The organism is Halomonas halocynthiae DSM 14573, assembly GCF_000425725.1.
In the GTDB taxonomy this organism is placed as follows: domain Bacteria; phylum Pseudomonadota; class Gammaproteobacteria; order Pseudomonadales; family Halomonadaceae; genus Halomonas; species Halomonas halocynthiae.
The window spans coordinates 383,507-404,487 of record NZ_KE384441.1 but is presented as its reverse complement, the minus strand read 5'-3'; the positions used below and the strand labels follow the sequence as shown (position 1 = coordinate 404,487).

The window sequence follows — 20,981 nt, the reverse complement described above, 5'->3', positions numbered from 1 at the left end:
CAACACGCCATATGTTAGCTAGCCAGCCACCATTAGCTTGGGTCTGGTGAGGCACCCGTAGCGCTGGTGTTGCGCCCAGGGTCGGCAGACCCTGCGTCTCCTGGGCGACGCCCACTGGCATCACGCCGCTCAGTGCCCTCGCTCGCATCTGGACTGCTGTTATCGCCACTGGCCTTATTCAGGCGCCCTCCGGCAATGCCTTCCATTCCTACGCTGATACGAGGGACACCAAGATCCATGGATTGTTCTTCCATACGCCGCTTAAGCATTAGGTTAAAGGCACGCATCACATCCCACTGCATTTCTGGCGATGTGCGAAAGCGCATTCGCAAAATCGCACAACCGTCCTCAAACGCATGAATGCCTTGCATTTCCAACGGTGACCAAATGTGGTGGCGCATCATTGGGTCTTTCCGCAACGCCAAAGCGTTCTCCTGCATTAACTGAATGGCGTCGTCTATTTTCATGTCGTAAGGAATACGAATTTTCATCAAGGCGATACCAAACTGACGCGACATGTTGTGAATAGAGTCAATGCGGCTAAAGGTAATGATATGCACGACACCGTCTAAGTCTCTCAGCCGCACGGTACGTAGCGTCAGGCCTTCAACCGTTCCCATGTGGCCGTTGATACGAACGAAGTCTTCAACAGCCAGAGAGTCTTCAATAATAATGAAAATGCCGGTAATTAGATCCTGCACCAGCGTTTTCGCCCCAAAACCCAGCCCTAGGCCAATAACACCCGCACCCGCCAACAAAGGAGTGACGTTAACACCAAGATTTGCCAAACCAACGATAGAGGCAATAATCACGATAGTGATAAAAATGATATTGCGAATCATCGGCGTAATAGTCTGAGCCCGCGCCAGATTAACACGCCGTCCTCGCGCACCGGCAGAGGCAACCAAGGCTCGTTGGATTCCCGTATCAGCAAAAATCCATACTAACCAAGCAATCAACCCGGTAAAACCAATGGCCAAGAGCGCTTGCCCAATACGCACACTGGCCACACCTTGTTGGCCAATACCCACCAGCGAACCGCCCCATACCTGCAGAAACAGCTCACCAAACACGATCCAGGTCAACACGCGAGCGAGTACATAACCGAAGCGTTCAAGACGCTGGCGGTATTCTGAGCGGCGACGTTTTGAACGGCGTGTGGCATTACGCCGGATCAACCCGACCATAACCAGTGCCAGCACCAGTAAAGCGGCAGAAATAATCGACCTGGCTAACGCCGACCCGACATCGCCGCCAGAAATAAAAATGGCGACCAACGAACCACACACTAACAGCAGTGCTGGCACATGCCAGAGCCCACCCAGAACGCGCACCATTTCTATTGCACTGCTCGCATCACGACGGTCTGAATAAGAGCGATTAGTAATCAAATGGCTGATAGGTCGCTTAAAGCGAATAATGAAGCGAATACTGAGAACTGCTGCGAGAATATTGCTCAGTACAGACATTAGCCCGGCAAGGTCTTCGCCCATGATGTCGATAATTCGCGCCGTATTAAGCGCATCACCCAGCGCAATAAAGGCACCGATAAGAAACAATGGCCGTAAACTGCCGCGGTGCAGCAAGTGCACCGCTGTAAAACGGTGTCCACTGGTAAAGACTGAAATTACCGTTTCTACAACAACAGATAGCACTCGGCCGCACAGCGCCACATACGCAAGAACTAACCCGACCATCCGCCCAGCGCTTTCTGGGAGGAGTTGGGCAATACCCAAGGTAACAGCAAACGATAACGCCCAAGGCAGCAAACGGCGTAAGAAATGGAAAACCATCAAACCGCCCTTCGGCTCTCTTGGCAAATCAAGCGGCCAGTTATTACGCGCTGCAATAATGCGTCCCAATGCAATAAACAGCACCAGAAAACCAACCCATATCGACAGCAACACCACCAGGTTAACCGTAAATTTTGCCAGCTCGGAATTGCCGGTGGTCATTAACAAGCCTGTCCAGTCAACCCAGCCTTCCTTTAACTGTCGTTTCCACTCCACCAGTGGTGATTGGTCTGAGCTAGCTTGTTCTCCTAGGTCAGTAAAGGTTTCTGCTAGAGCTCCCAGCAGCCCTTGTTGGGTGGTCAGGCTCTCTTTGTCACGCACCTGGTTATTGGCTTCTCGCAACGCTTCAAGCTCATCAAGCAGCTGGTTACGCTGTGCTTCATTCTGTAGCACCCCAATGACTTGGTCCAACGACTGCTGAAGCTCTTGGGCACTTGGCCCTTGCTCTGGTTTGTCACTGCCACCAATGCCAAACGGCAAGGTCTGGGCCGATGCGGCTGGCGAGCACACCAGGGACAGCATCAACAAGATCAAGAGCCCGGCAAATCCAGCCAGACGGCACGGCGCAAAACGCGACATTAAATCTCCTTTCCTTTTCGGATCCACTGGCGCTACTGTCTACCCAACCCTGACGTTATCTCGCAGTATGTTAGCCTGCTCGACACGATGCTTCACCGTTTCACAGGATGACGCTATGACAACACAATCGCCGCCCACGGAACGCAATGCAACAGGCGACTATCGCCGTGTGGGGGTTGAAATCGAGTTTGCGGGGCTTCCACCTCGTACCACTGCAGAGCTGATCCATCGCCTGTTTGGCGGCCAGCTAGAGGCTTCTAGTCCTCACCGCTTATGGGTACACAACACCCAGTGGGGTGACTTTCGCATTGAACTCGATTCCCAATATGCTCACCCTGATGAGCGAATAATGCACCCATCAACGTCTGATGACAGCGAGTGGGAGCGCGTGCGCAAAGAGTTTCACGGCCGCATTCGCGAGCTCATTGGCGATGTTGCCACAGGCTTGGTACCAACCGAAATTGTCTGCCCGCCAACCCCTTGGAACGCGCTTGGCGCACTGGACAACTTATTCCATGTATTGCGAGAACATGGTGCCAAAGGTACCGATGCCAGCCTTCTCTACGGTTTTGGCTTGCACCTCAACCCTGAGCTACCGAGTCTCAGCGTGGATACCATCCTTGCACATATCAGGGCTTATCTGTTGCTGGCGACCTGGCTGCGCGACCAAATTCAAGTGGATATTACCCGTGAAGTACTGCCTCATGCCAACCCCTTTCCTTACGATTATTCCTCGCTTGTATTGGCCCCAGACTATGCGCCCAACTTACCCACACTGATTGATGACTACCTGCACTACAACCCGACCCGCAACCGTGAACTGGACCTGCTACCTCTGTTTGCTTTTGTGGCCCCCGAGCACCCTCACCCCCTGCTGAGCGGCCCACTGGTTCAGCCTCGCCCAACCTTCCACTACCGGCTTCCCAACGCTCAGCTTTCGGACCCTTGCTGGGGGGTCGTCAGTGAGTGGAACCGCTGGCTGGCGGTAGAGCGCTTAGCAGCCAACCCTAAGGTATTAAAACAGCGCAGCATAACGTACCTTGCTCAACACCACGCATCTCGCTGGGCACAGGGCTGCAAAGCATTGCGTCGCTGGGTACTGGGCTCATGACACGTCGATATCAGCAAACGCGTCCAGACAATAGGCCGCTCATTGGCATTACGACATCTGACAGCAAAAGCCAGATTGCCTGGTGGTTTGACTGGTTTGCCGTGTGGCGTCATGGCGGCCGACCACTACGTCTGTCGCCCTCACGGCCACAGCCCGCAGCGCTTGATGGGCTGATTATTGGCGGTGGCGATGATATACAGACATCACTTTATGGCGGCGAAGTGCAGCTTGATGTGCGTGTTGACCCTAAGCGTGATGCGCTGGAGCTGAGTTTGCTCGAACATTTCATTCCTCAGGGCACGCCCGTATTAGGCATCTGTCGTGGTGCCCAGCTAATTAATGTACACCTCGGCGGCACCCTAGATCCAGATATCTATACCACGCACGATGGCCTGAAACGTCGGCGCACGGTGCTGCCGCGCAAAACCGTTGATATCACCAATGGCAGCCAACTACACCGCATCCTTAAGGTGCGTTGGTGTCGTGTCAACAGCCTGCATCATCAGGCCGTTGACCAAACAGGTGATGATGTGGAGATAGTCGCGCGCGACCGAGATGGATTAGTGCAGGGCATCGAGTCTCGACACCATGACTTTTTGCTGGGTGTGCAGTGGCATCCGGAGTGGCTGATTTTTAATCGCCCTCAGCAGCGCCTGATTCGCGCCTTGGTTGATGCCGCATTGCAACAGCACCCCACTCTCGGTTGAAACGCTGCCTTTGCCTTGTTTAACACGACCTTCTCACTGAGCCGAGTAAACTGCGCCGAATGACATTTAACGCAACGCGTGCAGCCACTCAGCTAACTGTTGGCGTCCAATGTCGCGCATTTGCTGTTCGTTACGCAGAGGGATATTTTCTGAGTCAGGGTAGTGTTTCAACGCACCTTCGATACTCGCTTCACGCAAGATATGAAACATGGGCCACGGCGAGCGATTGGTGTAGTTAGCGGCATCGTCTTCCTCAACACCGTCAAAGCAATAATCAGGGTGGAAACTGGCTAGCTGGTAGGTGCCGTCATAGCCCTGGTCCTCCATCAGCGCTTCGGCCAGCCCGAGTAAGTCAAGGTAATCGTCAAAGTCATTCACGCCGTCACTCAACACAATCAAGGTCGTGTGTATGTCAGGCTCGCTATCCAGCCGCCGACATTCCTCGATTAGCCCTTGCATCGCTTCAACAGGGTCACTGGCAGGCAGTGCCACAAAACGAACGGAGTTATGCTCAAGCTCCCGCTTGGCAAACGGACAAATATCATGTTTAACAACAAAAGACTCGACCCAGGCACGGGACGCGGCAAGTGGACAGGCAGCAGTTTGGCTCATTAACAGATCTCGCAACAGGCTATTACGTCAGCAGAAAGAAAGGAAAAAGAAGAAAGAAAGCACTGAGAAACTCATAACACCAACGTCTATTCTACCTCGTCCAACCGCTGCGCCGCGATGCCAAACGGTCAGCCAGGCGTGTCGGCTCGCGGTGGGCAACCTGCTCCGCCAGTTAGCGCTACAGGCAGCGCTGTCACGTGGAGCAAAGGTTCCATTCATGCCGTGCTGGCGTCATCATTTAGCTTTGGCTCAGTTTCTACTCGCTGCTTCTAACAACGGTGACTATCCACGGCTGAACTTCCCCCGCTTCAGCCGAGTCATTACGCTATTGTATCGTCACCAGTCGCCCCGACAACGCCCCGCGCCGCGTGATAGTCTCCCGTTAACTTCATCAAAGGAAAACCCCATGACCGCCGTCGAGATGCTTGAACGCCTGGTGGGCTTTGCCACAGTATCGCGTGACTCTAACCTGGAGCTAATTGATTTTATTGAGCAGTGGCTAAAACGCCATGGCGTAGAGTCATGGAGAACGGCCAATGATGACGGCCGCAAGGCCAACCTGCTAGCGCGTATTGGCCCCGCGGTTGAGGGTGGCGTGGTTCTTTCAGGCCATACCGATGTGGTCCCCGTGGATGGTCAGCCGTGGTCTAGCGACCCCTTCGCACTTACCGATGGCGGTGATGGTCATCTGTATGGGCGCGGCACCTGCGACATGAAAGGCTTTATTGCCTGTGCGCTGGCCGAGGTGCCTCGCTGGGTCATGCTGGAGCTAAACAAGCCAATATACTTAGCACTCTCCTACGACGAAGAAGTCGGCTGCCTTGGCGCACCGCGCATGATCGAGCATTTAATGCGTGACCACCCTCGCCCAGCCACCGTTATTGTCGGTGAGCCAACCCTAATGCAGCCGGTAGTCGCACAAAAAGGCAGCACTAATCTGCGCACCACCGTCACTGGCCTGGAAGCTCACTCCAGCCAAGTGAACCAAGGAGTGTCAGCCATTCATGTGGCCGCCCGCTTGGTCACTCGCATCGAAGACATAATGGCTGAACTGCGCACCGAAGGCCGCGTTGACGACGCATTCAACGTGGCACATTCCAGCTTGCATGTCGGCAAAATTCAAGGCGGCACGGCAATCAATATCATGGCTCGCGAATGCCAGTTTGACTGGGAAATTCGCCACCTCCCAAGCGACCACTTCGACGATCTTCTGGCCCGAGTGAGCAACTACGCAGCAACCTTGGAAGCCGACATGCAGACCCGCTCACCAAACTGCCAAATTCATACTGAGCGCCTTGTCGATACCGTGCCAGCACTGGCCAACCGAGACAACACACAGGCACTCGCGCTATGTACCGAGCTACTGGGCGATCAGCCCACAAGCGCCGTGGCCTATGCGACTGAAGCTGGCCAGTTTCAGCGCCAGGGACTCGCGACGGTAATCTGCGGTCCGGGGAGTATCGCTCAGGCGCATCAGCCAAATGAGTACATCGAACAGACACAACTTCTGGCCGCCAGCGATTTCATGCGCAAACTGGGTAGCCGACTGGTAATGGATAACTGACATGCCAACGTTATGGATTATCAAAACCGGTGACGCCTTTCCCGAGGTAGTTGCCGACCACGGTGATTTCGACGCACGCTTTCTTGCTGCACTAAGCCCTCTGGCTGACAGCCACCCTGAACTGGAGCTTGCTGTATACGACGCCCGTTATGATGGCGAGCCGCCTGCGTTGAACGATAAAGACGGCCTCATCATTACTGGGTCTCATGCCATGGTGAGCGATGCCGAACCCTGGAGCGAGGCACTCAAACCCTGGCTGAGACACGTTCGCCAACGTAATATCGCCATGCTCGGTGTGTGCTATGGCCACCAGCTGATGGCCTCTGCGTTTGACGGCGTCAGCGACTATAATCCAGCTGGGCGGGAGTCAGGCAGTCGACATATCATGCTAACCGACGCCGGTCGTCATGACCCACTGCTAGGCATACTGCCAACGCCCTTTGTCGCCCAGCTAACCCATGCCCAGTCAGTCCTCACAGCACCCAGCGATGCCAGCGTACTAGCTGCCAATGAGTTTGATGCTAATCAGGCGCTACGCTATGGCCCCAGGCAATGGAGTGTTCAGTTTCATCCCGAGTTTAACGCTGCTGTCATGCGCGCTTACCTGATGCGCCAAACCGACGCCATGCGCCAGCAAGGCGAAAACCCCGAGCAGCTACTGCACGACGTTCAAGAAACGCCGCAGTCTGCCAGCTTACTGGTCCGGTTTGCCGAACTCATGTGCAGCCTTAACCTCAGCAAGAGAAAAGCAGCGCTGGAAATACCGAGCCGAGCAGAAATAAGACCCTTTCTTCCAAAGCGTGGCTAACGATATGTGGCTGAAAAACCTACTTAAACTAACACCGGCCAAGTGGCCGGTTAATCGCAGTGTGCGTATCAGCCTTGGCCTAGGCATACCTCTGACGCTGGGCTATTTTACTGACCATGCGTTGATTTTCATGTGGATGGCAATCGCTGTCATGCTTCAGTCTTCTGGCGAGGGAGTCGGGTCTTATCGTTCGCTGTTTCGAAATACGTTTATTTCTTCACTTATCGGGTGTTTGGGTTTTCTGGCCGGCTATTTGTGGTTTCTTCCATCAATTACCGCAATTATTATCCTAAGCTTCTTGGCTTTCATTGCAGGCATTGTCAACAGCTATGGCGCGGCCTATTCCAAGGGCACATTACAGGCATTACTTACCGCATCGGTAACCTATGGTCTGGCACCAGAGCTTCATGCTGTCATTGCATTCTGGAAGATAAGCGGCCTGTTTCTGCTGGGCACCCTCTTTTATGCACTGCTGCTTGCTACTGAAGCACTGATAGATAAAAGACGCCCTCAGCGCCAACAACTCGCCGAATACCTCTCAGCATTATCGGCATTGGCAGCGGCACGTTCTTCTGGTATCAAACGTGAGGCAGACAACAAAGCCATTGAAGAAAAAAGGCGCGTGGCTATCGACAAGTACAACGTGCTGTATGGCATGTTGCTAGACCATCGCTCTGCTAATACGACTCGCTCAAAAGAAAATAAAATCAATGCTGATATTCTTCAGGCAGGTGACGCAATATTTTCTTCTGTGCTGGCAAATAACAACACAAAACACCTATCAGCCGCAGCAAGCTGGTTACAAGCGGCAGCTCAGTCAGTTCAACACCACCATAGGCTACCTGCCTGCCCGGCTACCCAGTTGCCTGATAGCCGACTGGGTGAGCGAATCATCGACTTGTCTGATAGCCTCATTGTTGCAGGCTCGTTGAAAAACCACACCTCTTCACAAACCGCACCTATAGCGCCTTTTTCAGCCAGACATCGAACCCCAGCCTTAGCCTTAAGTCACTTAATTGTTGGCCCTGAGGTTATTAGCGTTGCCGCCAAACTGGCCCTCTGTATGGGGCTGGCTTTTTCCGCACAGTTTGTTGTTCACAGCAATCATTGGTATTGGGTTCCGCTGACCGTATCGCTGGTCATGAGACCGGAACTTGGCTCGGTATTTGTGCGAGCAGTATTGCGCACACTTGGCACAACTATCGGAGTCATTATCGGCACAGTCATGTTGATGGTAATTCCTAAGGGCTCTGCGCTACTAATAGCCTTGGTTATACTGGCAAGCTGCATGCCTTGGGCCATGCTGAAATCGTATGCCTTGCTGTCTGTTTTTATTACACCGCTGGTATTAATTCTTGTCGACTTGGTGGCACCAGGCACGGCGACTATTAACTATGCGGGGCAGCGACTGACAGATACCGCAATCGGCGGTGGAATTGTTTTGATTTTTGGCTATTTTATTTGGCCAAAAACCCATGAAAAGCAGTTATCAGGTGCTTACACTATTGCAATGAAGACGATGTCTGATTATTTCTTGATGGCTTGTCGTGCTGACCCGGATGCATCAAAGAGCCTGCGTTTTGAGGTCTACAGCAAACTCTCTAACCTGCGTATACAGCTGCAAAGGCAACTGTCTGAACCACCCCCGGCTAACAAAGAAGCCGCGCAATGGTTTCCCGTGATTGTGGCAACGGAACGTCTTGCTGACCGCATCACCATTTATATTGAAAACACACGGCCAGATGAGTCACCACTTGATCACCAGTGTGTCGAGTTACTGGCAACGCATATGCAGATGATAACTACCGATCATCACCGGCTGAAAGCAAGCGAGCCCCCCTCAGACAACCCATTTCTTAATGGGATTATTGAAAATATCAACACGCTTTCTCGCCAGTTAGCGGCACTGAAAGCCGCGTCACCCACGTAAATTCTGACCACTGACCGTTGGCAATACGTGAACGGCACAATAGAAGGATTAAGGTTATGATTCCACACAGCCTGCAAGTGCTGATTGATGGCACCGACGGCCAGCGTTTCGCACACTGGGAAGGACGGCAAGTGTGGCTGGCCAATGAACCCTGGGGCCAGTTGGCGGTATCTCTTCAAGGCGCCCAAGTGCTGCATTATTTACCCGCGTCGCCGTCTAACAGCACGCTTGGTGGCTGGCTGTGGGTAACACCGACACCACAGGCGTTACCCGGTGCCATTCGCGGCGGTATTCCATTGTGCTGGCCGTGGTTTGCCGACGAGCGCACCGCTGACGAGTCACCCGATCGTTCAGGCCCAATGCATGGCCCCGCACGCTTGGCTGAGTGGCGCTTAGACGCAGCAGACCCACATGAAGATGGCGTTGAGCTGCACCTGTCTCCCGTTGAGCGCCTGCACTCTCAACTAACGCCTCGTGCGCTGATACAGGCCAATGCCCAGCGCCTGCATGTCGAGTTAATTACAGAGCATGTCGGCGAAACCCCCGTGAAGCTAACTGGCGCTCTACACAGCTACCTAGCCGTAGCCGATGCCTTTGCCTGCCAGATCAAAGGCCTTGCTGGGGCACGCTACCTGGATAAACACAACGATTTTTCACAAAGCGAGCAGGTTGGCGAACTCGCCGTATGTGGTGGGCTTGACCGCATTTACCACACCAACGCTGAACTGATTCTGGATGATGGCAGAAAGCGCCTACGAGTCGCCCGCCAAAACAGCGACTCTGCCGTTATCTGGCACCCTGCGCAACAGCCGCCCTCCGACACCTCACCTGAAGCAGCGCGACATTTTCTTTGCGTTGAATCAGCCAACACGCGCCTTGACCCAGTCTGGTTGGTGCCCGGTGCTCAACACCTGCTAGGCACGACCCTGTCTCTGGACAGCAAACTGCCGCAACACGACGGCGACGACACAGCCTAACTCACCGACTCAGCCATCGTATCCTGCTGTTTGGCCAGCTTGTGTCCATCCTCAGTCTGGCCAATTTTCCAGTAACTCGACACATACATGTGCGACTTAGGCACCTCATGCGCCTGCTTTAACCAGCGCCGCAACGCACGCATCGTTCCGAACTCACAGGCCGCCCAGACTCCGGGCTGGCCTTTCAGCCAGGGCAAGCTCTGTACCTTGTTTAAGAGAGGCGCGCCGAGAGGGTTTGGCTGAGCGTTAATGACCCAATGAATTTGCACGTTTTCAGGGTGTACCAGGCACTGTTTGTCTGCGGGGTGCAGAATTTCGATCACCGCATGGCCACAGGCTTCGTCAGGTAGCGCGGCAAGGTTAACACTGAGTGCAGGCAACGCTGTCATATCACCCACCAGCAAGAACCAATCGGCCTGCTGCTGAACCAGCTTCTTCGCACCAGGCCCGCCAACCAAGATACGATCACCCGGCATTGCATTATCAGCCCAGCGAGATGCTGGCCCCATGGGGTGATGCTGAACAAAATCCACATCAATTTCCCTCTCGCGCTGATGCCGAATAGTGTAGGTCCGCATCAACGGTTTTTCCCCATTACCACGCGGAAATATCAGTTTGATATAGGCACTTTCCTGGTCTGCTGGAAAGTCTGCCAGACCATCACCTCCTAACGTAATACGCCGCATATGCGGCGACAATTGGGCCGTGCGTAATACCTCCAACTCTCTTGTCATGGGCTTACCCATACCTATCACTCCTATACTGTTCCAGATTGCCCGCCGTCTGCACCACCAAAGACCACCCACATGACAACGTAATGCAAAAAATCACGGCAGCCGACGTAGCCCCGTAAGAATGGGAGCGCCTGTCGATGGATCATGAAGCAGGGTGCAGGCGACACCATATAACTCTGCCACTAGTGCTTCAGTCACCACATCAGCTGGTGCTCCTTGAGCCACAATGCAGCCATCGCGCATGGCAACAAGATGATCAGCGTAGCGGCAAGCACTAGCCAGGTCGTGGAGAACCACGCCAATTGTTCGCCCACGGCCCGCGAGCGAACGTATCAATTCAAACACCTCTAACTGGTGCCCCAGGTCCAGGGCAGACGTAGGCTCATCCAACAACAGCAGTGGAGTCTGTTGAGCAATGGTCATTGCAATCCAGGCGCGTTGCCGCTGACCACCGGAAAGCGCCTCTAACGGGCGATCAGCCAGCTCGTCAAGACCTGCCGAAGAAAGCGCTTCGGCCACAGCATGCCTGTCTTCCACCGACCATTGGCGCAACCACCCCTGGTGGGGCTGTCGGCCAAAACGCACCAAATCGGCAACTGTCAGCCCCTCCGGCGCACTGGCTTCTTGTGGTAACAGGGCTAGGCGCTGGGCCAGATCTCGTGCCGACAAATGCTGAATATCCACTCCATCAAGACACACAGCTCCCTCATTCGGGCTATGCAAACGTGCCAGGCCTGCCAGTAACGTTGATTTTCCACAACCATTAGGACCGACGATCGCCGTTACCCGCCCCGGTGGAAGAGTCAAGTTCAGCGCATCGATAACGGCTGTTTTTCCATGAGCCAAACAAAGCGCTTTGGCTTCCAGTAGGTACGCCGGTTGAGCAGACATGTTCCTCCTTAGCTCCTCGATGGCCGCAGCAGAATACATAGCAGCCAAGGGCCGCCAACAAGAGCCGTAACAATACCCACGGGTAGCTCGACAGGTGCCAACAGTAAGCGACCAACCAGGTCGGCCAATACCATTACCAGTGCGCCAGCGAGCGCCGAAGCAACCAGCGGTACTCCCCGCGGAGAAGAAAGCGAGCGGGCAATCTCGGGGCCAATTAGCCCCACCATACCGACTGGGCCAGCCACAGCCACAGCCAACGCAGTAAGCAGCACAGCAAGCGTTAGCACCTGTATTCTGCGATGCTTCAAAGGAATCCCCATGCCCGCGGCCACCGCATCAGAAAAACGCATGCCAGATAACGACCGGCCAAGCGCAATCGCTGCAGGCAACCCCAGCAACAGCCCTGCAAAAAGCAGGTTCACAGCGCCTAAAGACCGCGCGTTGAGCGTGCCGACAGTCCATGGGTAGGCAGCATTCGCACTGTCAATATCAACCTGAGACAACAGCAACTGAGTGACAGCCCCGAACACTGCACCAATGCCGATTCCAGCAACAATAAAGCGGTAGCCTCGGGTATCATTCCCACTGGCTAAACCAAAGGTAATGCTGGCCGCAGTGGCACTGCCTATCAGTGCCATGGCAGGAGGAGCCAGAGACACACCCAGCCCAACCACCGAAGCCACGGCAAAAGCGGTGGCGCCATTATCAATGCCGATAATGCCAGGCGTGGCCAAGCGGTTACGCGCTAGGGTCTGCATCAGACAGCCCGCCACGGCAAAGGCAGCGCCAGTCCACCAGGCGGCTGCCAAACGTGGTAAACGTAACTCTTGAACAATAAAAACCGAAAAAGGATCTCCATTCCCTTGTAAGGCGGGCCACAATGCCGCTAGCGACAGCGTCTCAGTGCCTAATGCAAGATAGCCCAGCGATGCGAGCAGTAATACAGACAACAGCAGCCCACTAACCCACAGCCCTCTGCGCTCAATCAATACACTCACAGCGCCAATGCTGAACTGCCAATAACCTGAAGGAGCGCTTAGGCATTGCGCCTCTTCACCTGCCGTCGAGGTTCGCCCCCACAGAGTCCACACGTCCATTGCTGTTCTCCTTTAAAGCGTCGGCAACCGCCGGGCTCGAACCACGACTACCAGCACTGGCGCTCCAATTAAAGCCGTTAACACGCCAATAGGCAGCTCTGAGGGAGCGACTATCAGGCGCGAAATAATGTCAGCCGCCAACACCATCAGCGGCCCTAGCGGTAAGCAAAGCCACAACGTACGACGCACATCAGGCCCAGCCAAAGCACGCGCCGCAAAAGGAACGACCAGGCCAACAAACGCGATTGGCCCGGCCACCGCTGTGGCCGCACCAACCATCAGCGCAACCGCTAAAACCACCAGCAAGCGAACACGCCCCGGATGATGGCCAAGGCCAGAGGCAACGCGCTCGCCCAAGGCCAAAGCCGCTAAAGGACGCGCGATGATGGCACTAATCGCTAGCGCTAGAACCAGGCTAGGGAGTATTGCCAACAAATCGTCTACATGACGCCCTGCTAAACTACCGACAACCCAGAAACGAATTTCATCGGCGGCACGTTGGTCAAACAGCAATAAAAGCGACGTCAGCGAGGCAAGCAGCGCAGAAAAAGCAGCACCAGCCAATATCAGGCGAACAGGGTCACTGCCCATGCCACGCAGTCGTACAACGCTAAGTACCGCCAGACACCCGAGCAATGCCCCGACCTGCCCGACTGCGATACGCAGTGTTGCCGCACTAGCCCCCAAGCATAAAGCCACTCCCACCGCGAAGGCCGCGCCAGCACTAACTCCGAGCAGCCCAGGCTCTGCCAACGGGTTACGCGAAACCGCTTGCAACAACGCGCCAGCCACGCCGAGGGATATCCCGACAACAATACCGATCAGGGTGCGTGGCGCACGAAGCGAACCCACAACAAAGGTGGCCTCATCATCGCCATGTCCTACTAACACCGCTAGAGCACGCGCTGGCGTGACCTCTCCGGCACCGAGTAACACACTGATAATGGCGGTCACGGCCAGCAGTAGCAGCAACAGAGCCATGACACGCCAAAGCCCCGCCTCACGGTGGGGCTTTGATAAGTGAGGTATCATCATTCAGGCAACAATGCGGCTTCAATATTGCTCAGAATTGCCTGGGCAGCCAGCGGGCCGCTAGCGCTGGTCCACAACTGCCCATCCACTACCACCACTCGATCGTGCGTTACTACCGGCAAGCGAGCAAAAGCAGCCGATTGCTTAGCGGCTTCCAGCGCTTGTTCACCTTCTGCATTTAACGTGGCGAGAAATAACCAGTCGCCATCCAGCCGCGAGAGATTTTCAAGGCTCAGCGGGTCGCTGTGAGCGCCCCCTTGGTTAACCAATCCGGCATCACTTACCTTAAGGCCTGAGGCTGCCAGAATACCGCTAGAAAACAAGGTGTCAGACATCACTAGCGGGCCTTGGGGCATCCAGCGCACTAGGTTAGTACTCCCATCGACTCCCGCCTCAGCAAGCGCCTGTGACAATGCTGATGCTCGCTCCTCCACGTCAGTGATAACGGCTTCCAGTACCTCCGCTCGGCCCAACGCTTCACCGAAAAGACGCGCTTCATGCTTCCAGTTATCGGCAGCACGTTCACGAGCAACAGGAACCACAGTGGGCGCGATTTTAGACAGCAAGGCATACTGCTCATCAGCAAGCTGTGGAGCCGCCAGAATCATATCGGGCCGCTCGGCTAATACAGCCTCCAAATTCACCTCACGAACCACGCCAACAATCGCTGGCCGAGTTTCCTCATCCAGGTGAGCTTCAATATAGCGCGCCACACTATCTCCACCGCGGGTGGTAACGGCGCCGACAGGCATTACCTCTGCCGCCAGGGCCGCATCCAGTGCGCCCTCATAAAGGGTAACTACTCGCTCAGGAGCATCAGGCACCTCAACGTTTCCATAAGCAGTAGAAACACTTGCGGCTTGCGCCGTAGAAAAAGTCAAAAGAATTGACAGGCCAGCTATAGCGGCAGTCGGGCGTGTAAACAGTGGCATCAGTAAAGGCTCCTTGGCTGCCAATAATTTTAATCTACATCAGAATCATTTGCATAATTATGTTTAAATGATTTTCGTAGTTATCAGCGGCCAACCGCTTCAATCACTTCGTTAACTTGCGCTCGCACACTGCCAAGGCCCGCACCAGAGAGATACCAAAGATCGGCCGACAGCGGTACAACACGGATAGACTCGCCCCCACGTTCGGCCAGCGCGCTCTGAAGTGTTGATACGTCCAGCGGTTCTTTACCGATTGCCAAGCTACGGTCTACAACCAACACCACATCAGGTGACATACGCACCATAATGTCTGGCGTTAAAGGCGTGAAAACCCGCTCGCCACGCTGTACCAGCTCGACATCCTCAGGCACCGCTGGAACATCAAGCTGTAACAGTTCGTTTACCACGCTCTCTTGGCGTAAAGAAAAGCGGCCATCGTTGTGAGTAATCACCATGACCGAACGTTCTTCAGGAAGCGAAGCTCGTGCTTGCTCGATGAACTCGGATAAACCGGTAAGAGCCTCTGCTGCCTCGGCTTCGGCATTGAAACGCTCGGCCAGCCCCGTAACCTTGTCACTAAAAGCAGTAAAATACGGACCTTCTTCAAGGCCTACATCGATGACTTCAGCGATATTAGCCAACGACTCAACGGCCTCACCCTGACGCCCAGTAACCACAATCAGCTGCGGCTGAGAGGCGATAACTGCATCAAGGTCTGGAACCTTAAGGCCACCAACGTCAGTGCGTCCTTCAAGTAAATGCTGCATATACGCCGGTGCTGCCTGGTAGGGCAAACCGATAATATGTTCTTCGAGCCCTAGCGCCTCTAGCGTGTCAACACTCCCCCAGTCATAACTCACCACCGTTGGCTCGTTAACAACCTCCGCCTCTGCATTCACCGCTCCCGGCAGAGCCAACATTACCAACGTTAGCATCAGCGTATATGTGCCAGATGTTTTCATGAACCGCTCCCCTAGTTTTTGATTAACCGACCCACGAATGGGAATCGATTGCAATAAGGGAAAGAAGGCTACCACGGTTTGCGTTGCGTTATCAGGAACATAGCATTCGGCAGAACGGACCTTTAATTATTAATAATAATCTTTATCATTTGCGTCCGATCGATCTGCCTACCCAACAACTGGAAACGTTACGATGCCGATTTTCTTGCCCCATTACCACTCCACCTTGGCTCTAGCAATTTCTACAGCTGTCGCCAGTGGCACCAGCCTAGCGAAAGACACGACCGAGCTAGAACCCTTGGTTATTACCGCCTCGGGGTTCGAGCAGGTTATCTCTGATGCGCCAGCAAGCATCTCGGTAATCACTGGTGAGGAGCTTAACAAGCAGTCTTATTCGAGCATCGTGGACGCTATGGACAACATTCCCGGCGTCTATGTCACCGGAGGCGGGCAGTCGAAGGACATCAGTATTCGCGGCCTAGATGATAGCTATACGCTGTACCTGATTGATGGCCGCCCAATCAACGATGGACGTACCGTTAATACTAACGGTTCCGATGGCGGTAAACAGATCGGCCTGCCGCCGATCTCGATGATTGAACGTATCGAGGTCATTCGCGGCCCGATGTCATCGCTATACGGCTCTCAGGCCATGGGCGGGGTCGTCAACGTTATTACCAAAAAGGTCACTGAGCAGTGGATGGGGTCAGTGACTACCGAGTATACGCACTCACTTAATGACATCAGTAACGACGCCCAACAAATCAGCTTTTTTACCAGCGGCCCTTTAATTGCAGGCTTGCTCGGTGCTCGCGTTCATGGCAGCTGGGTCGGAAATGAGGAAAGCGATTACATCGGTGGCGGAGATAATGCTGAAAGCAACCCGAAAAGTGATACTCGACAAGGTGGCGTAGAACTGATTTTAACACCTGACGGCAGTAACGAATTCTCTTTGGGCTACACGTCATCTACCAAGGAATACACCCACACCCCTGGGCGCAGCATCGCTTCAGTTGATCGTCGCGGCAACCCCACACAAGCGAATACCACGCGCTATGACAAAGATATCTACACCCTGTCTCATCGTGGTAACTACGGCAACTTTTTAACTGATACCTACCTGCAGCACGATATCTCTGACCGGCACCTTAGCGATAACAGTAAGAAAAAAACCAATGAAATGACTACGTTCAACTCCCAGACAACCTATTTCTGGGGTAGTCACATGCTCACGTTCGGCGGCCAGTACAAGCACGAAAACCTGACCGACGACACCAATGGCTTACTCTCTTCCAACGTGCCCGGCGCTATTAATAAAGCAGACCGCTGGCTGGCCTCCTTGTTCATGGAGATGGAGTGGAGTATTACCGACGACCTTAACCTGACCACTGGGGTGCGCTATGACGATGACGAGCTGTTCGGCGGCCATTTTTCACCACGCGTTTACGCTAACTACCACCTGACCCCAGAGTGGACACTTAAAGGCGGCGTTTCTACCGGTTACAAACAGCCCAGCTTATCAGAGGCCACCGAAGGCTTTGGTCGTGGTACTGGCGGTGGCGGTTCTCCTGCGCCACACCCCCGAGCGCTTATCATTGGCAACACAGACCTGGACCCAGAAACCAGCACCAACTACGAATTCGGCCTTGCCTACAACAGTGCTGCAGGCGGCTTGACGACCAGCGCGACGCTGTTTCATACGCAGTTCGACGATAAAATCGCAGAAGATCGCTTCTGCGTAACGCCTGACGCAGATCGCAACGATCCTAGCACTTGGGGTTGCCACTATGCGGGTAATGACTTTGTCTTTCTCAGCACACGCAAGAACATTTCCAAGGCCGAAATACAGGGGGCCGAGCTAGCTCTGGCCTATGACATCACGCCACAGCTGAACCTCTCCTCCAGCTACACCTACACTCACTCCGAACAGAAAACCGGTGAGTTTTCTGGCGAACCGCTCAATAAAGTTCCCGAACACATGTTTAACCTGCTCCTCGACTGGCAAGCCACCCAGGACCTAAACCTTTGGGTGCAAAACAACATTCGAGGCAGTACCAGCGACTACCTGGGCCGTAGCAGCATGAGTGAAGGCACTCCTGGCTATGGTTTTGTTGATGCTGGCTTAGTTTATGCTCTGAATGATAATGCCCGCGTCAAGGCGGGTATCTACAACATAGGTGACAAGAAAGTGACCAACGACGACTACGAAGTCGTGCTTGACGGTCGCCAAGTTAGCCTTGGACTCACTGTAGATTTCTAAGCCTTACGCAGGCTATTGGTGATGCGCTTTGTGAATTGAGATCGCCCTTTCGCTCCGGCCACCCCGGAGCGTTGGCATATTTATTTCTTTGCTCAGAACGACCAAAGAATAGATTATAATAATTTTCATTTGCAAATAGACATGATATGTTTACACCTTCCTCACGATACGTCCCATAACCATGTATGACTTCGATGAACTGGCCGCTTTCGATGCTGTGATGACCTCTGGCAGCCTGACACGCAGCGCTCAACGCATGGACTTGGCCAAGTCAACACTCAGCCGTCGAATTACCCAGCTGGAGTCACGGCTTGGGCAAACACTGCTACGACGACAGGCCAATCGGCTGATTCCCACCGAGGCCGGGCTGGTATTTCACGACTATTGTTGCCAGATGCTGAGTTTGGCTAACCACAGTCATGAAGCCTTGGCAGACCTCTCTGGAACAATGCGCGGACGCCTGACCCTAGGCGTACATTGCAGTTTAGCGCGTAACTGGGCGGCTAACGTCGTCAAAACCTTTCTGGCAAGCCACCCTGAAATGGAATTAACCCTACAGGCGCGCGACCGGCCAGAAAACTCACCAGAAAGCCAGATCGCCCAAGTGTGGATAGGCGACCTACCTGCAGACACACCACTGCGGGTAGAGTCCCTAGGACAACTCACCCAATGGCTTTACGCCAGCCCTGGTTATCTTAAACGCCACGGAGCACCTACAACTCCCGAGGAGTTAGCACAACACCCCTGGATCGACCTGCTTGGCACAACCCATAACGGACTGATGCTACACCACCCTGAGCGACGCTCTTTCTGCTTTCATCCCCCCCGCTCACGGCTATGCGTCGATCTACCGACGTTGCAAGTAGATGCCATCGCTCAAGGGCAAGGCATCGGCGTTCTATCAGAATGGTCTGTTGCAAGACGCGAGCAGTACCATCCCAACGAGCTAGTGCCTTGCTTGGCAGAATGGCGCCCAGCCCCTCTGGCCGTCAGCCTACTTTCTCCCTATGGGCCACACCCCCGACGCCTAGACGCTTTGCTTGATGCTCTACGCCAAGCTGTTCCGTCAGCGTGGCGCTCTATGCCGTAGCAGCAGAGCAACGCTGGCTACCTCATCAAGGTCATCACCCTTGGCGCTAAAGAAGGCGTCTTTTGACGTAGATAAAAAAAACAATACGTTCTGCGCCTGACATCAAAAACCAAAAATGCCAGTCAACGTCAGTTGACTGGCATGGCACTTCGCGCAGCATGATTAATACACTGTCACTTTACTTGTCAGCGTTTACAGCTCGGCGAACTTCTTGTCAAAACGTTCAGCCGCCGCATCGGTGAAATCAAAGTTATTGCGAATGTACTCAAGCGTGCGACGCTCAACGTCCGTGACACCCTGGCCATCAAGGGCCGACTTGAGCAGATCATCCACTTCATCTTTAGAGACTTTTCCTTCGCCTTGCCCAGTCGTATGAGCGTTGGCCAAGTCAATTAATTCCTTTTCGTACTGCACACCACCGATTGTTACGTAAGCCATTTTTCCACCTCCTTGTCAGAGCATGTCTTGAATGACACGACAGACTGTCAGTCTAGACACAAACAACACATCAGCAAAAATAACAAATCTATCCTACAGCCTACGGTTGATGGTTCAACCTTTTACTACCGCCGTCACGGTCACTTCCACCAGCAGTTCCTTGGCAGGCAGTGGCGCACAAACACAAGTACGGGTTGGCGCGTGACCTTCAGGCACCCAAGCATCCCACACAGCATTCATGGCAGCGGCATCTTCACCATTGGTGAGATAAACCGTCGCAGCAAGCAGATGCTCACGATCAGAACCTATCTCTTCTAGCAGTGCATCCACTCTGGCCAACATGCTTTGGGTTTGCTCGGTGATATCACCGTTGCGCGCCTCGGGACCAGGCACCTGACCACAAAGGTAAGCCACACCATTATGGATAACAGCACGGCTCATACGGGCTTGTGTATCGTGACGCTGAATGCTCATGGGTAGAACTCCTGCAGATTGTTTGGGGCCACATGGTACTCTGAAAAGACACACCGAAAAACATCCATCTGGCACGCGCCTGATCAACGCAATAACAGCACCGGAATACTCGCACCGCGCAACACACTGGTGGTTGTACTCCCCAGCAGCAAGTGACGAATCCGTGAATGTCCGTAGGCACCCATTACCGTCATATCAATGTCATGCTCCTGCTTGTAGCTACGCAACACCTGCTCCACATCACCCGCACGAATCACACCTTCTGCTTTGTGCTCAGCATCTCGCAACGTTGCTAACGCCCAAGCCAGTTGCGACGTATTATCGCCAGTGTCTGCGCCAACCATCACGACATGACATTCAATGCCGCGAAACAGTGGGCTACTTGCCAACATCTCAATGCCCTTGCGAGTGGTCCTGCTGCCATCGAACGCCACCATAATCTTTGTTGGGCGGCGAAACGTCTCGGGCACTACCAGAATAGGCCGATGGAGCGTGCGCACTACACGCTCCAAATTGGAACCTAAGTGATCACTATCTTCATGCGCTGTTTTGCCACGCTTTCCAATGACCAGCAAGCGTATCTCGTCCTCCAGCTCCTCCAGTGTTTCCACTAGGGTGCCATTACGCTGGCGCATACTTGGCTCGCTAACGTCACCAGCAATGGCGCGATCCTGTGCGGCCTTAAGCATCAAACGCCCCTGCTCTTGGGCAATACGGGCACGTTTTTCATCAAGCTTCGCCAGCTCTTCAAGCAGATGCTCACGCGCGCCCAGGCCAATATTGCCCGACAGGTCGGTTTCAAGGCTTTGCAGATGATTGTCGGCCACATGCAGAAAGGTCAGTGGTGCGCCCAGCGCCAAGCTAGCCCAAGCAGCATAATCACAGACACCTTCTGAGAAATGTGAGCCGTCAATGGCGGCCATCACCTGTTCAGTCATCTTTTCTGCTCCACAAGTTAGCGAATAAGAGTTGACCCAATACGCTCTGCAT

Annotated in this window: 19 protein-coding genes; 8 read left to right on the top strand and 11 right to left on the bottom strand. The window is 54.1% G+C overall.

Annotated elements, in window-relative coordinates; genetic code table 11:
- Positions 1-32: 32 nt before the first annotated feature.
- Positions 33-2,372: a mechanosensitive ion channel family protein gene (locus H616_RS0113765; protein WP_027967871.1), complete on the bottom strand. Its 2,340-nt coding sequence runs from the start codon at positions 2,370-2,372 to the stop codon at positions 33-35.
- Positions 2,373-2,487: 115 nt separating this feature from the next.
- Here H616_RS0113765 and H616_RS0113760 point away from each other — a divergent pair, with 115 nt between their 5' ends.
- Positions 2,488-3,483 (top strand): amidoligase family protein, encoded by a 996-nt coding sequence (locus H616_RS0113760; protein ID WP_027967870.1) that lies wholly within the window; start codon positions 2,488-2,490, stop codon positions 3,481-3,483.
- The gene (locus H616_RS0113755) at positions 3,480-4,190 is read left to right on the top strand and encodes a gamma-glutamyl-gamma-aminobutyrate hydrolase family protein (RefSeq protein WP_035573224.1); all 711 of its coding nucleotides are present in this window, start codon (positions 3,480-3,482) and stop codon (positions 4,188-4,190) included. The genes H616_RS0113760 and H616_RS0113755 overlap by 4 nt, the downstream gene beginning before the upstream one ends.
- A 66-nt stretch (positions 4,191-4,256) precedes the next feature.
- Here the strand turns inward: H616_RS0113755 and H616_RS0113750 are convergent, their stop codons facing one another.
- Positions 4,257-4,802 (bottom strand): DUF1415 domain-containing protein, encoded by a 546-nt coding sequence (locus H616_RS0113750; RefSeq protein ID WP_027967868.1) that lies wholly within the window; start codon positions 4,800-4,802, stop codon positions 4,257-4,259.
- A gap of 217 nt (positions 4,803-5,019) precedes the next feature.
- Here H616_RS0113750 and argE point away from each other — a divergent pair, with 217 nt between their 5' ends.
- Genes argE through H616_RS0113730 form a run of 4 tightly spaced genes read left to right on the top strand, consistent with a single transcriptional unit; the run spans position 5,020 to position 10,081 of the window.
- Positions 5,020-6,366: an acetylornithine deacetylase gene (gene argE, locus H616_RS0113745; RefSeq protein ID WP_276195566.1), complete on the top strand. Its 1,347-nt coding sequence runs from the start codon at positions 5,020-5,022 to the stop codon at positions 6,364-6,366.
- A gap of 1 nt (position 6,367) precedes the next feature.
- A complete protein-coding gene (locus H616_RS15155; RefSeq protein ID WP_084155933.1) occupies positions 6,368-7,174 on the top strand; it encodes a glutamine amidotransferase in 807 nt (268 codons plus the stop codon).
- 4 nt (positions 7,175-7,178) lie between these two features.
- The gene (locus H616_RS15320) at positions 7,179-9,104 is read left to right on the top strand and encodes an FUSC family protein (RefSeq protein WP_027967866.1); all 1,926 of its coding nucleotides are present in this window, start codon (positions 7,179-7,181) and stop codon (positions 9,102-9,104) included.
- A 56-nt stretch (positions 9,105-9,160) separates the two neighbouring features.
- Complete coding sequence (locus H616_RS0113730; protein WP_027967865.1) at positions 9,161-10,081, top strand: aldose epimerase family protein; 921 nt, start codon at positions 9,161-9,163, stop codon at positions 10,079-10,081.
- On the opposite strand, the gene H616_RS0113725 is transcribed toward H616_RS0113730, so the two are convergent.
- The 6 genes from H616_RS0113725 to H616_RS0113700 all read right to left on the bottom strand — a co-directional run bounded on the left by H616_RS0113725 (position 10,078) and on the right by H616_RS0113700 (position 15,729).
- On the bottom strand, positions 10,078-10,827 hold the full coding sequence (locus H616_RS0113725) for a siderophore-interacting protein (RefSeq protein WP_027967864.1): 750 nt from the start codon (positions 10,825-10,827) through the stop codon (positions 10,078-10,080). The genes H616_RS0113730 and H616_RS0113725 overlap by 4 nt on opposite strands.
- A gap of 81 nt (positions 10,828-10,908) precedes the next feature.
- On the bottom strand, positions 10,909-11,706 hold the full coding sequence (locus H616_RS0113720) for an ABC transporter ATP-binding protein (RefSeq protein WP_027967863.1): 798 nt from the start codon (positions 11,704-11,706) through the stop codon (positions 10,909-10,911).
- Between the two features lie 8 nt (positions 11,707-11,714).
- The gene (locus H616_RS0113715; protein ID WP_051234315.1) at positions 11,715-12,803 is read right to left on the bottom strand and encodes a FecCD family ABC transporter permease; all 1,089 of its coding nucleotides are present in this window, start codon (positions 12,801-12,803) and stop codon (positions 11,715-11,717) included.
- A 12-nt stretch (positions 12,804-12,815) separates the two neighbouring features.
- Positions 12,816-13,784, bottom strand: a complete 969-nt coding sequence (locus H616_RS0113710) for a FecCD family ABC transporter permease (RefSeq protein WP_027967861.1) — start codon at positions 13,782-13,784, stop codon at positions 12,816-12,818.
- A gap of 50 nt (positions 13,785-13,834) precedes the next feature.
- On the bottom strand, positions 13,835-14,767 hold the full coding sequence (locus H616_RS0113705; protein WP_027967860.1) for an ABC transporter substrate-binding protein: 933 nt from the start codon (positions 14,765-14,767) through the stop codon (positions 13,835-13,837).
- A gap of 83 nt (positions 14,768-14,850) precedes the next feature.
- A complete protein-coding gene (locus H616_RS0113700) occupies positions 14,851-15,729 on the bottom strand; it encodes an ABC transporter substrate-binding protein (protein WP_027967859.1) in 879 nt (292 codons plus the stop codon).
- Positions 15,730-15,922: 193 nt separating this feature from the next.
- Here H616_RS0113700 and H616_RS0113695 point away from each other — a divergent pair, with 193 nt between their 5' ends.
- Together H616_RS0113695 and H616_RS0113690 are read left to right on the top strand one after the other, a co-directional pair.
- A complete protein-coding gene (locus H616_RS0113695; RefSeq protein ID WP_027967858.1) occupies positions 15,923-17,989 on the top strand; it encodes a TonB-dependent receptor domain-containing protein in 2,067 nt (688 codons plus the stop codon).
- Positions 17,990-18,170: 181 nt separating this feature from the next.
- Complete coding sequence (locus tag H616_RS0113690; protein ID WP_027967857.1) at positions 18,171-19,079, top strand: LysR family transcriptional regulator; 909 nt, start codon at positions 18,171-18,173, stop codon at positions 19,077-19,079.
- 192 nt (positions 19,080-19,271) lie between these two features.
- Here H616_RS0113690 and H616_RS0113685 read toward each other — a convergent pair whose 3' ends face one another.
- From H616_RS0113685 to H616_RS0113675, 3 genes are all read right to left on the bottom strand, one after another.
- Positions 19,272-19,517, bottom strand: a complete 246-nt coding sequence (locus H616_RS0113685) for a hypothetical protein (RefSeq protein ID WP_027967856.1) — start codon at positions 19,515-19,517, stop codon at positions 19,272-19,274.
- A gap of 114 nt (positions 19,518-19,631) precedes the next feature.
- Positions 19,632-19,991: a RidA family protein gene (locus tag H616_RS0113680; RefSeq protein ID WP_027967855.1), complete on the bottom strand. Its 360-nt coding sequence runs from the start codon at positions 19,989-19,991 to the stop codon at positions 19,632-19,634.
- An 83-nt stretch (positions 19,992-20,074) separates the two neighbouring features.
- Positions 20,075-20,929 carry a universal stress protein gene (locus H616_RS0113675; protein ID WP_027967854.1) on the bottom strand — a complete coding sequence of 285 codons (855 nt, stop codon included), beginning with the start codon at positions 20,927-20,929 and terminating at the stop codon, positions 20,075-20,077.
- Positions 20,930-20,981 lie beyond the last annotated feature (52 nt).

What these genes read in the sequence shown, in the direction of transcription:
- H616_RS0113680 (WP_027967855.1), bottom strand. Translation starts at nt 19,991, where the DNA reads ATGAGCATTCAGCGTCACGATACACAAGCCCGTATGAGCCGTGCTGTT.
- H616_RS0113765 (WP_027967871.1), bottom strand. Translation starts at nt 2,372, where the DNA reads ATGTCGCGTTTTGCGCCGTGCCGTCTGGCTGGATTTGCCGGGCTCTTG.
- H616_RS0113705 (WP_027967860.1), bottom strand. Translation starts at nt 14,767, where the DNA reads ATGCCACTGTTTACACGCCCGACTGCCGCTATAGCTGGCCTGTCAATT.
- H616_RS0113720 (WP_027967863.1), bottom strand. Translation starts at nt 11,706, where the DNA reads ATGTCTGCTCAACCGGCGTACCTACTGGAAGCCAAAGCGCTTTGTTTG.
- H616_RS0113755 (WP_035573224.1), top strand. Translation starts at nt 3,480, where the DNA reads ATGACACGTCGATATCAGCAAACGCGTCCAGACAATAGGCCGCTCATT.
- H616_RS0113685 (WP_027967856.1), bottom strand. Translation starts at nt 19,517, where the DNA reads ATGGCTTACGTAACAATCGGTGGTGTGCAGTACGAAAAGGAATTAATT.
- H616_RS15155 (WP_084155933.1), top strand. Translation starts at nt 6,368, where the DNA reads ATGCCAACGTTATGGATTATCAAAACCGGTGACGCCTTTCCCGAGGTA.
- H616_RS0113695 (WP_027967858.1), top strand. Translation starts at nt 15,923, where the DNA reads ATGCCGATTTTCTTGCCCCATTACCACTCCACCTTGGCTCTAGCAATT.
- H616_RS0113715 (WP_051234315.1), bottom strand. Translation starts at nt 12,803, where the DNA reads ATGGACGTGTGGACTCTGTGGGGGCGAACCTCGACGGCAGGTGAAGAG.
- H616_RS0113725 (WP_027967864.1), bottom strand. Translation starts at nt 10,827, where the DNA reads ATGGGTAAGCCCATGACAAGAGAGTTGGAGGTATTACGCACGGCCCAA.
- H616_RS0113730 (WP_027967865.1), top strand. Translation starts at nt 9,161, where the DNA reads ATGATTCCACACAGCCTGCAAGTGCTGATTGATGGCACCGACGGCCAG.
- H616_RS0113710 (WP_027967861.1), bottom strand. Translation starts at nt 13,784, where the DNA reads ATGGCTCTGTTGCTGCTACTGCTGGCCGTGACCGCCATTATCAGTGTG.
- argE (WP_276195566.1), top strand. Translation starts at nt 5,020, where the DNA reads ATGCCGTGCTGGCGTCATCATTTAGCTTTGGCTCAGTTTCTACTCGCT.
- H616_RS0113750 (WP_027967868.1), bottom strand. Translation starts at nt 4,802, where the DNA reads ATGAGCCAAACTGCTGCCTGTCCACTTGCCGCGTCCCGTGCCTGGGTC.
- H616_RS0113675 (WP_027967854.1), bottom strand. Translation starts at nt 20,929, where the DNA reads ATGACTGAACAGGTGATGGCCGCCATTGACGGCTCACATTTCTCAGAA.
- H616_RS15320 (WP_027967866.1), top strand. Translation starts at nt 7,179, where the DNA reads ATGTGGCTGAAAAACCTACTTAAACTAACACCGGCCAAGTGGCCGGTT.
- H616_RS0113690 (WP_027967857.1), top strand. Translation starts at nt 18,171, where the DNA reads ATGTATGACTTCGATGAACTGGCCGCTTTCGATGCTGTGATGACCTCT.
- H616_RS0113700 (WP_027967859.1), bottom strand. Translation starts at nt 15,729, where the DNA reads ATGAAAACATCTGGCACATATACGCTGATGCTAACGTTGGTAATGTTG.
- H616_RS0113760 (WP_027967870.1), top strand. Translation starts at nt 2,488, where the DNA reads ATGACAACACAATCGCCGCCCACGGAACGCAATGCAACAGGCGACTAT.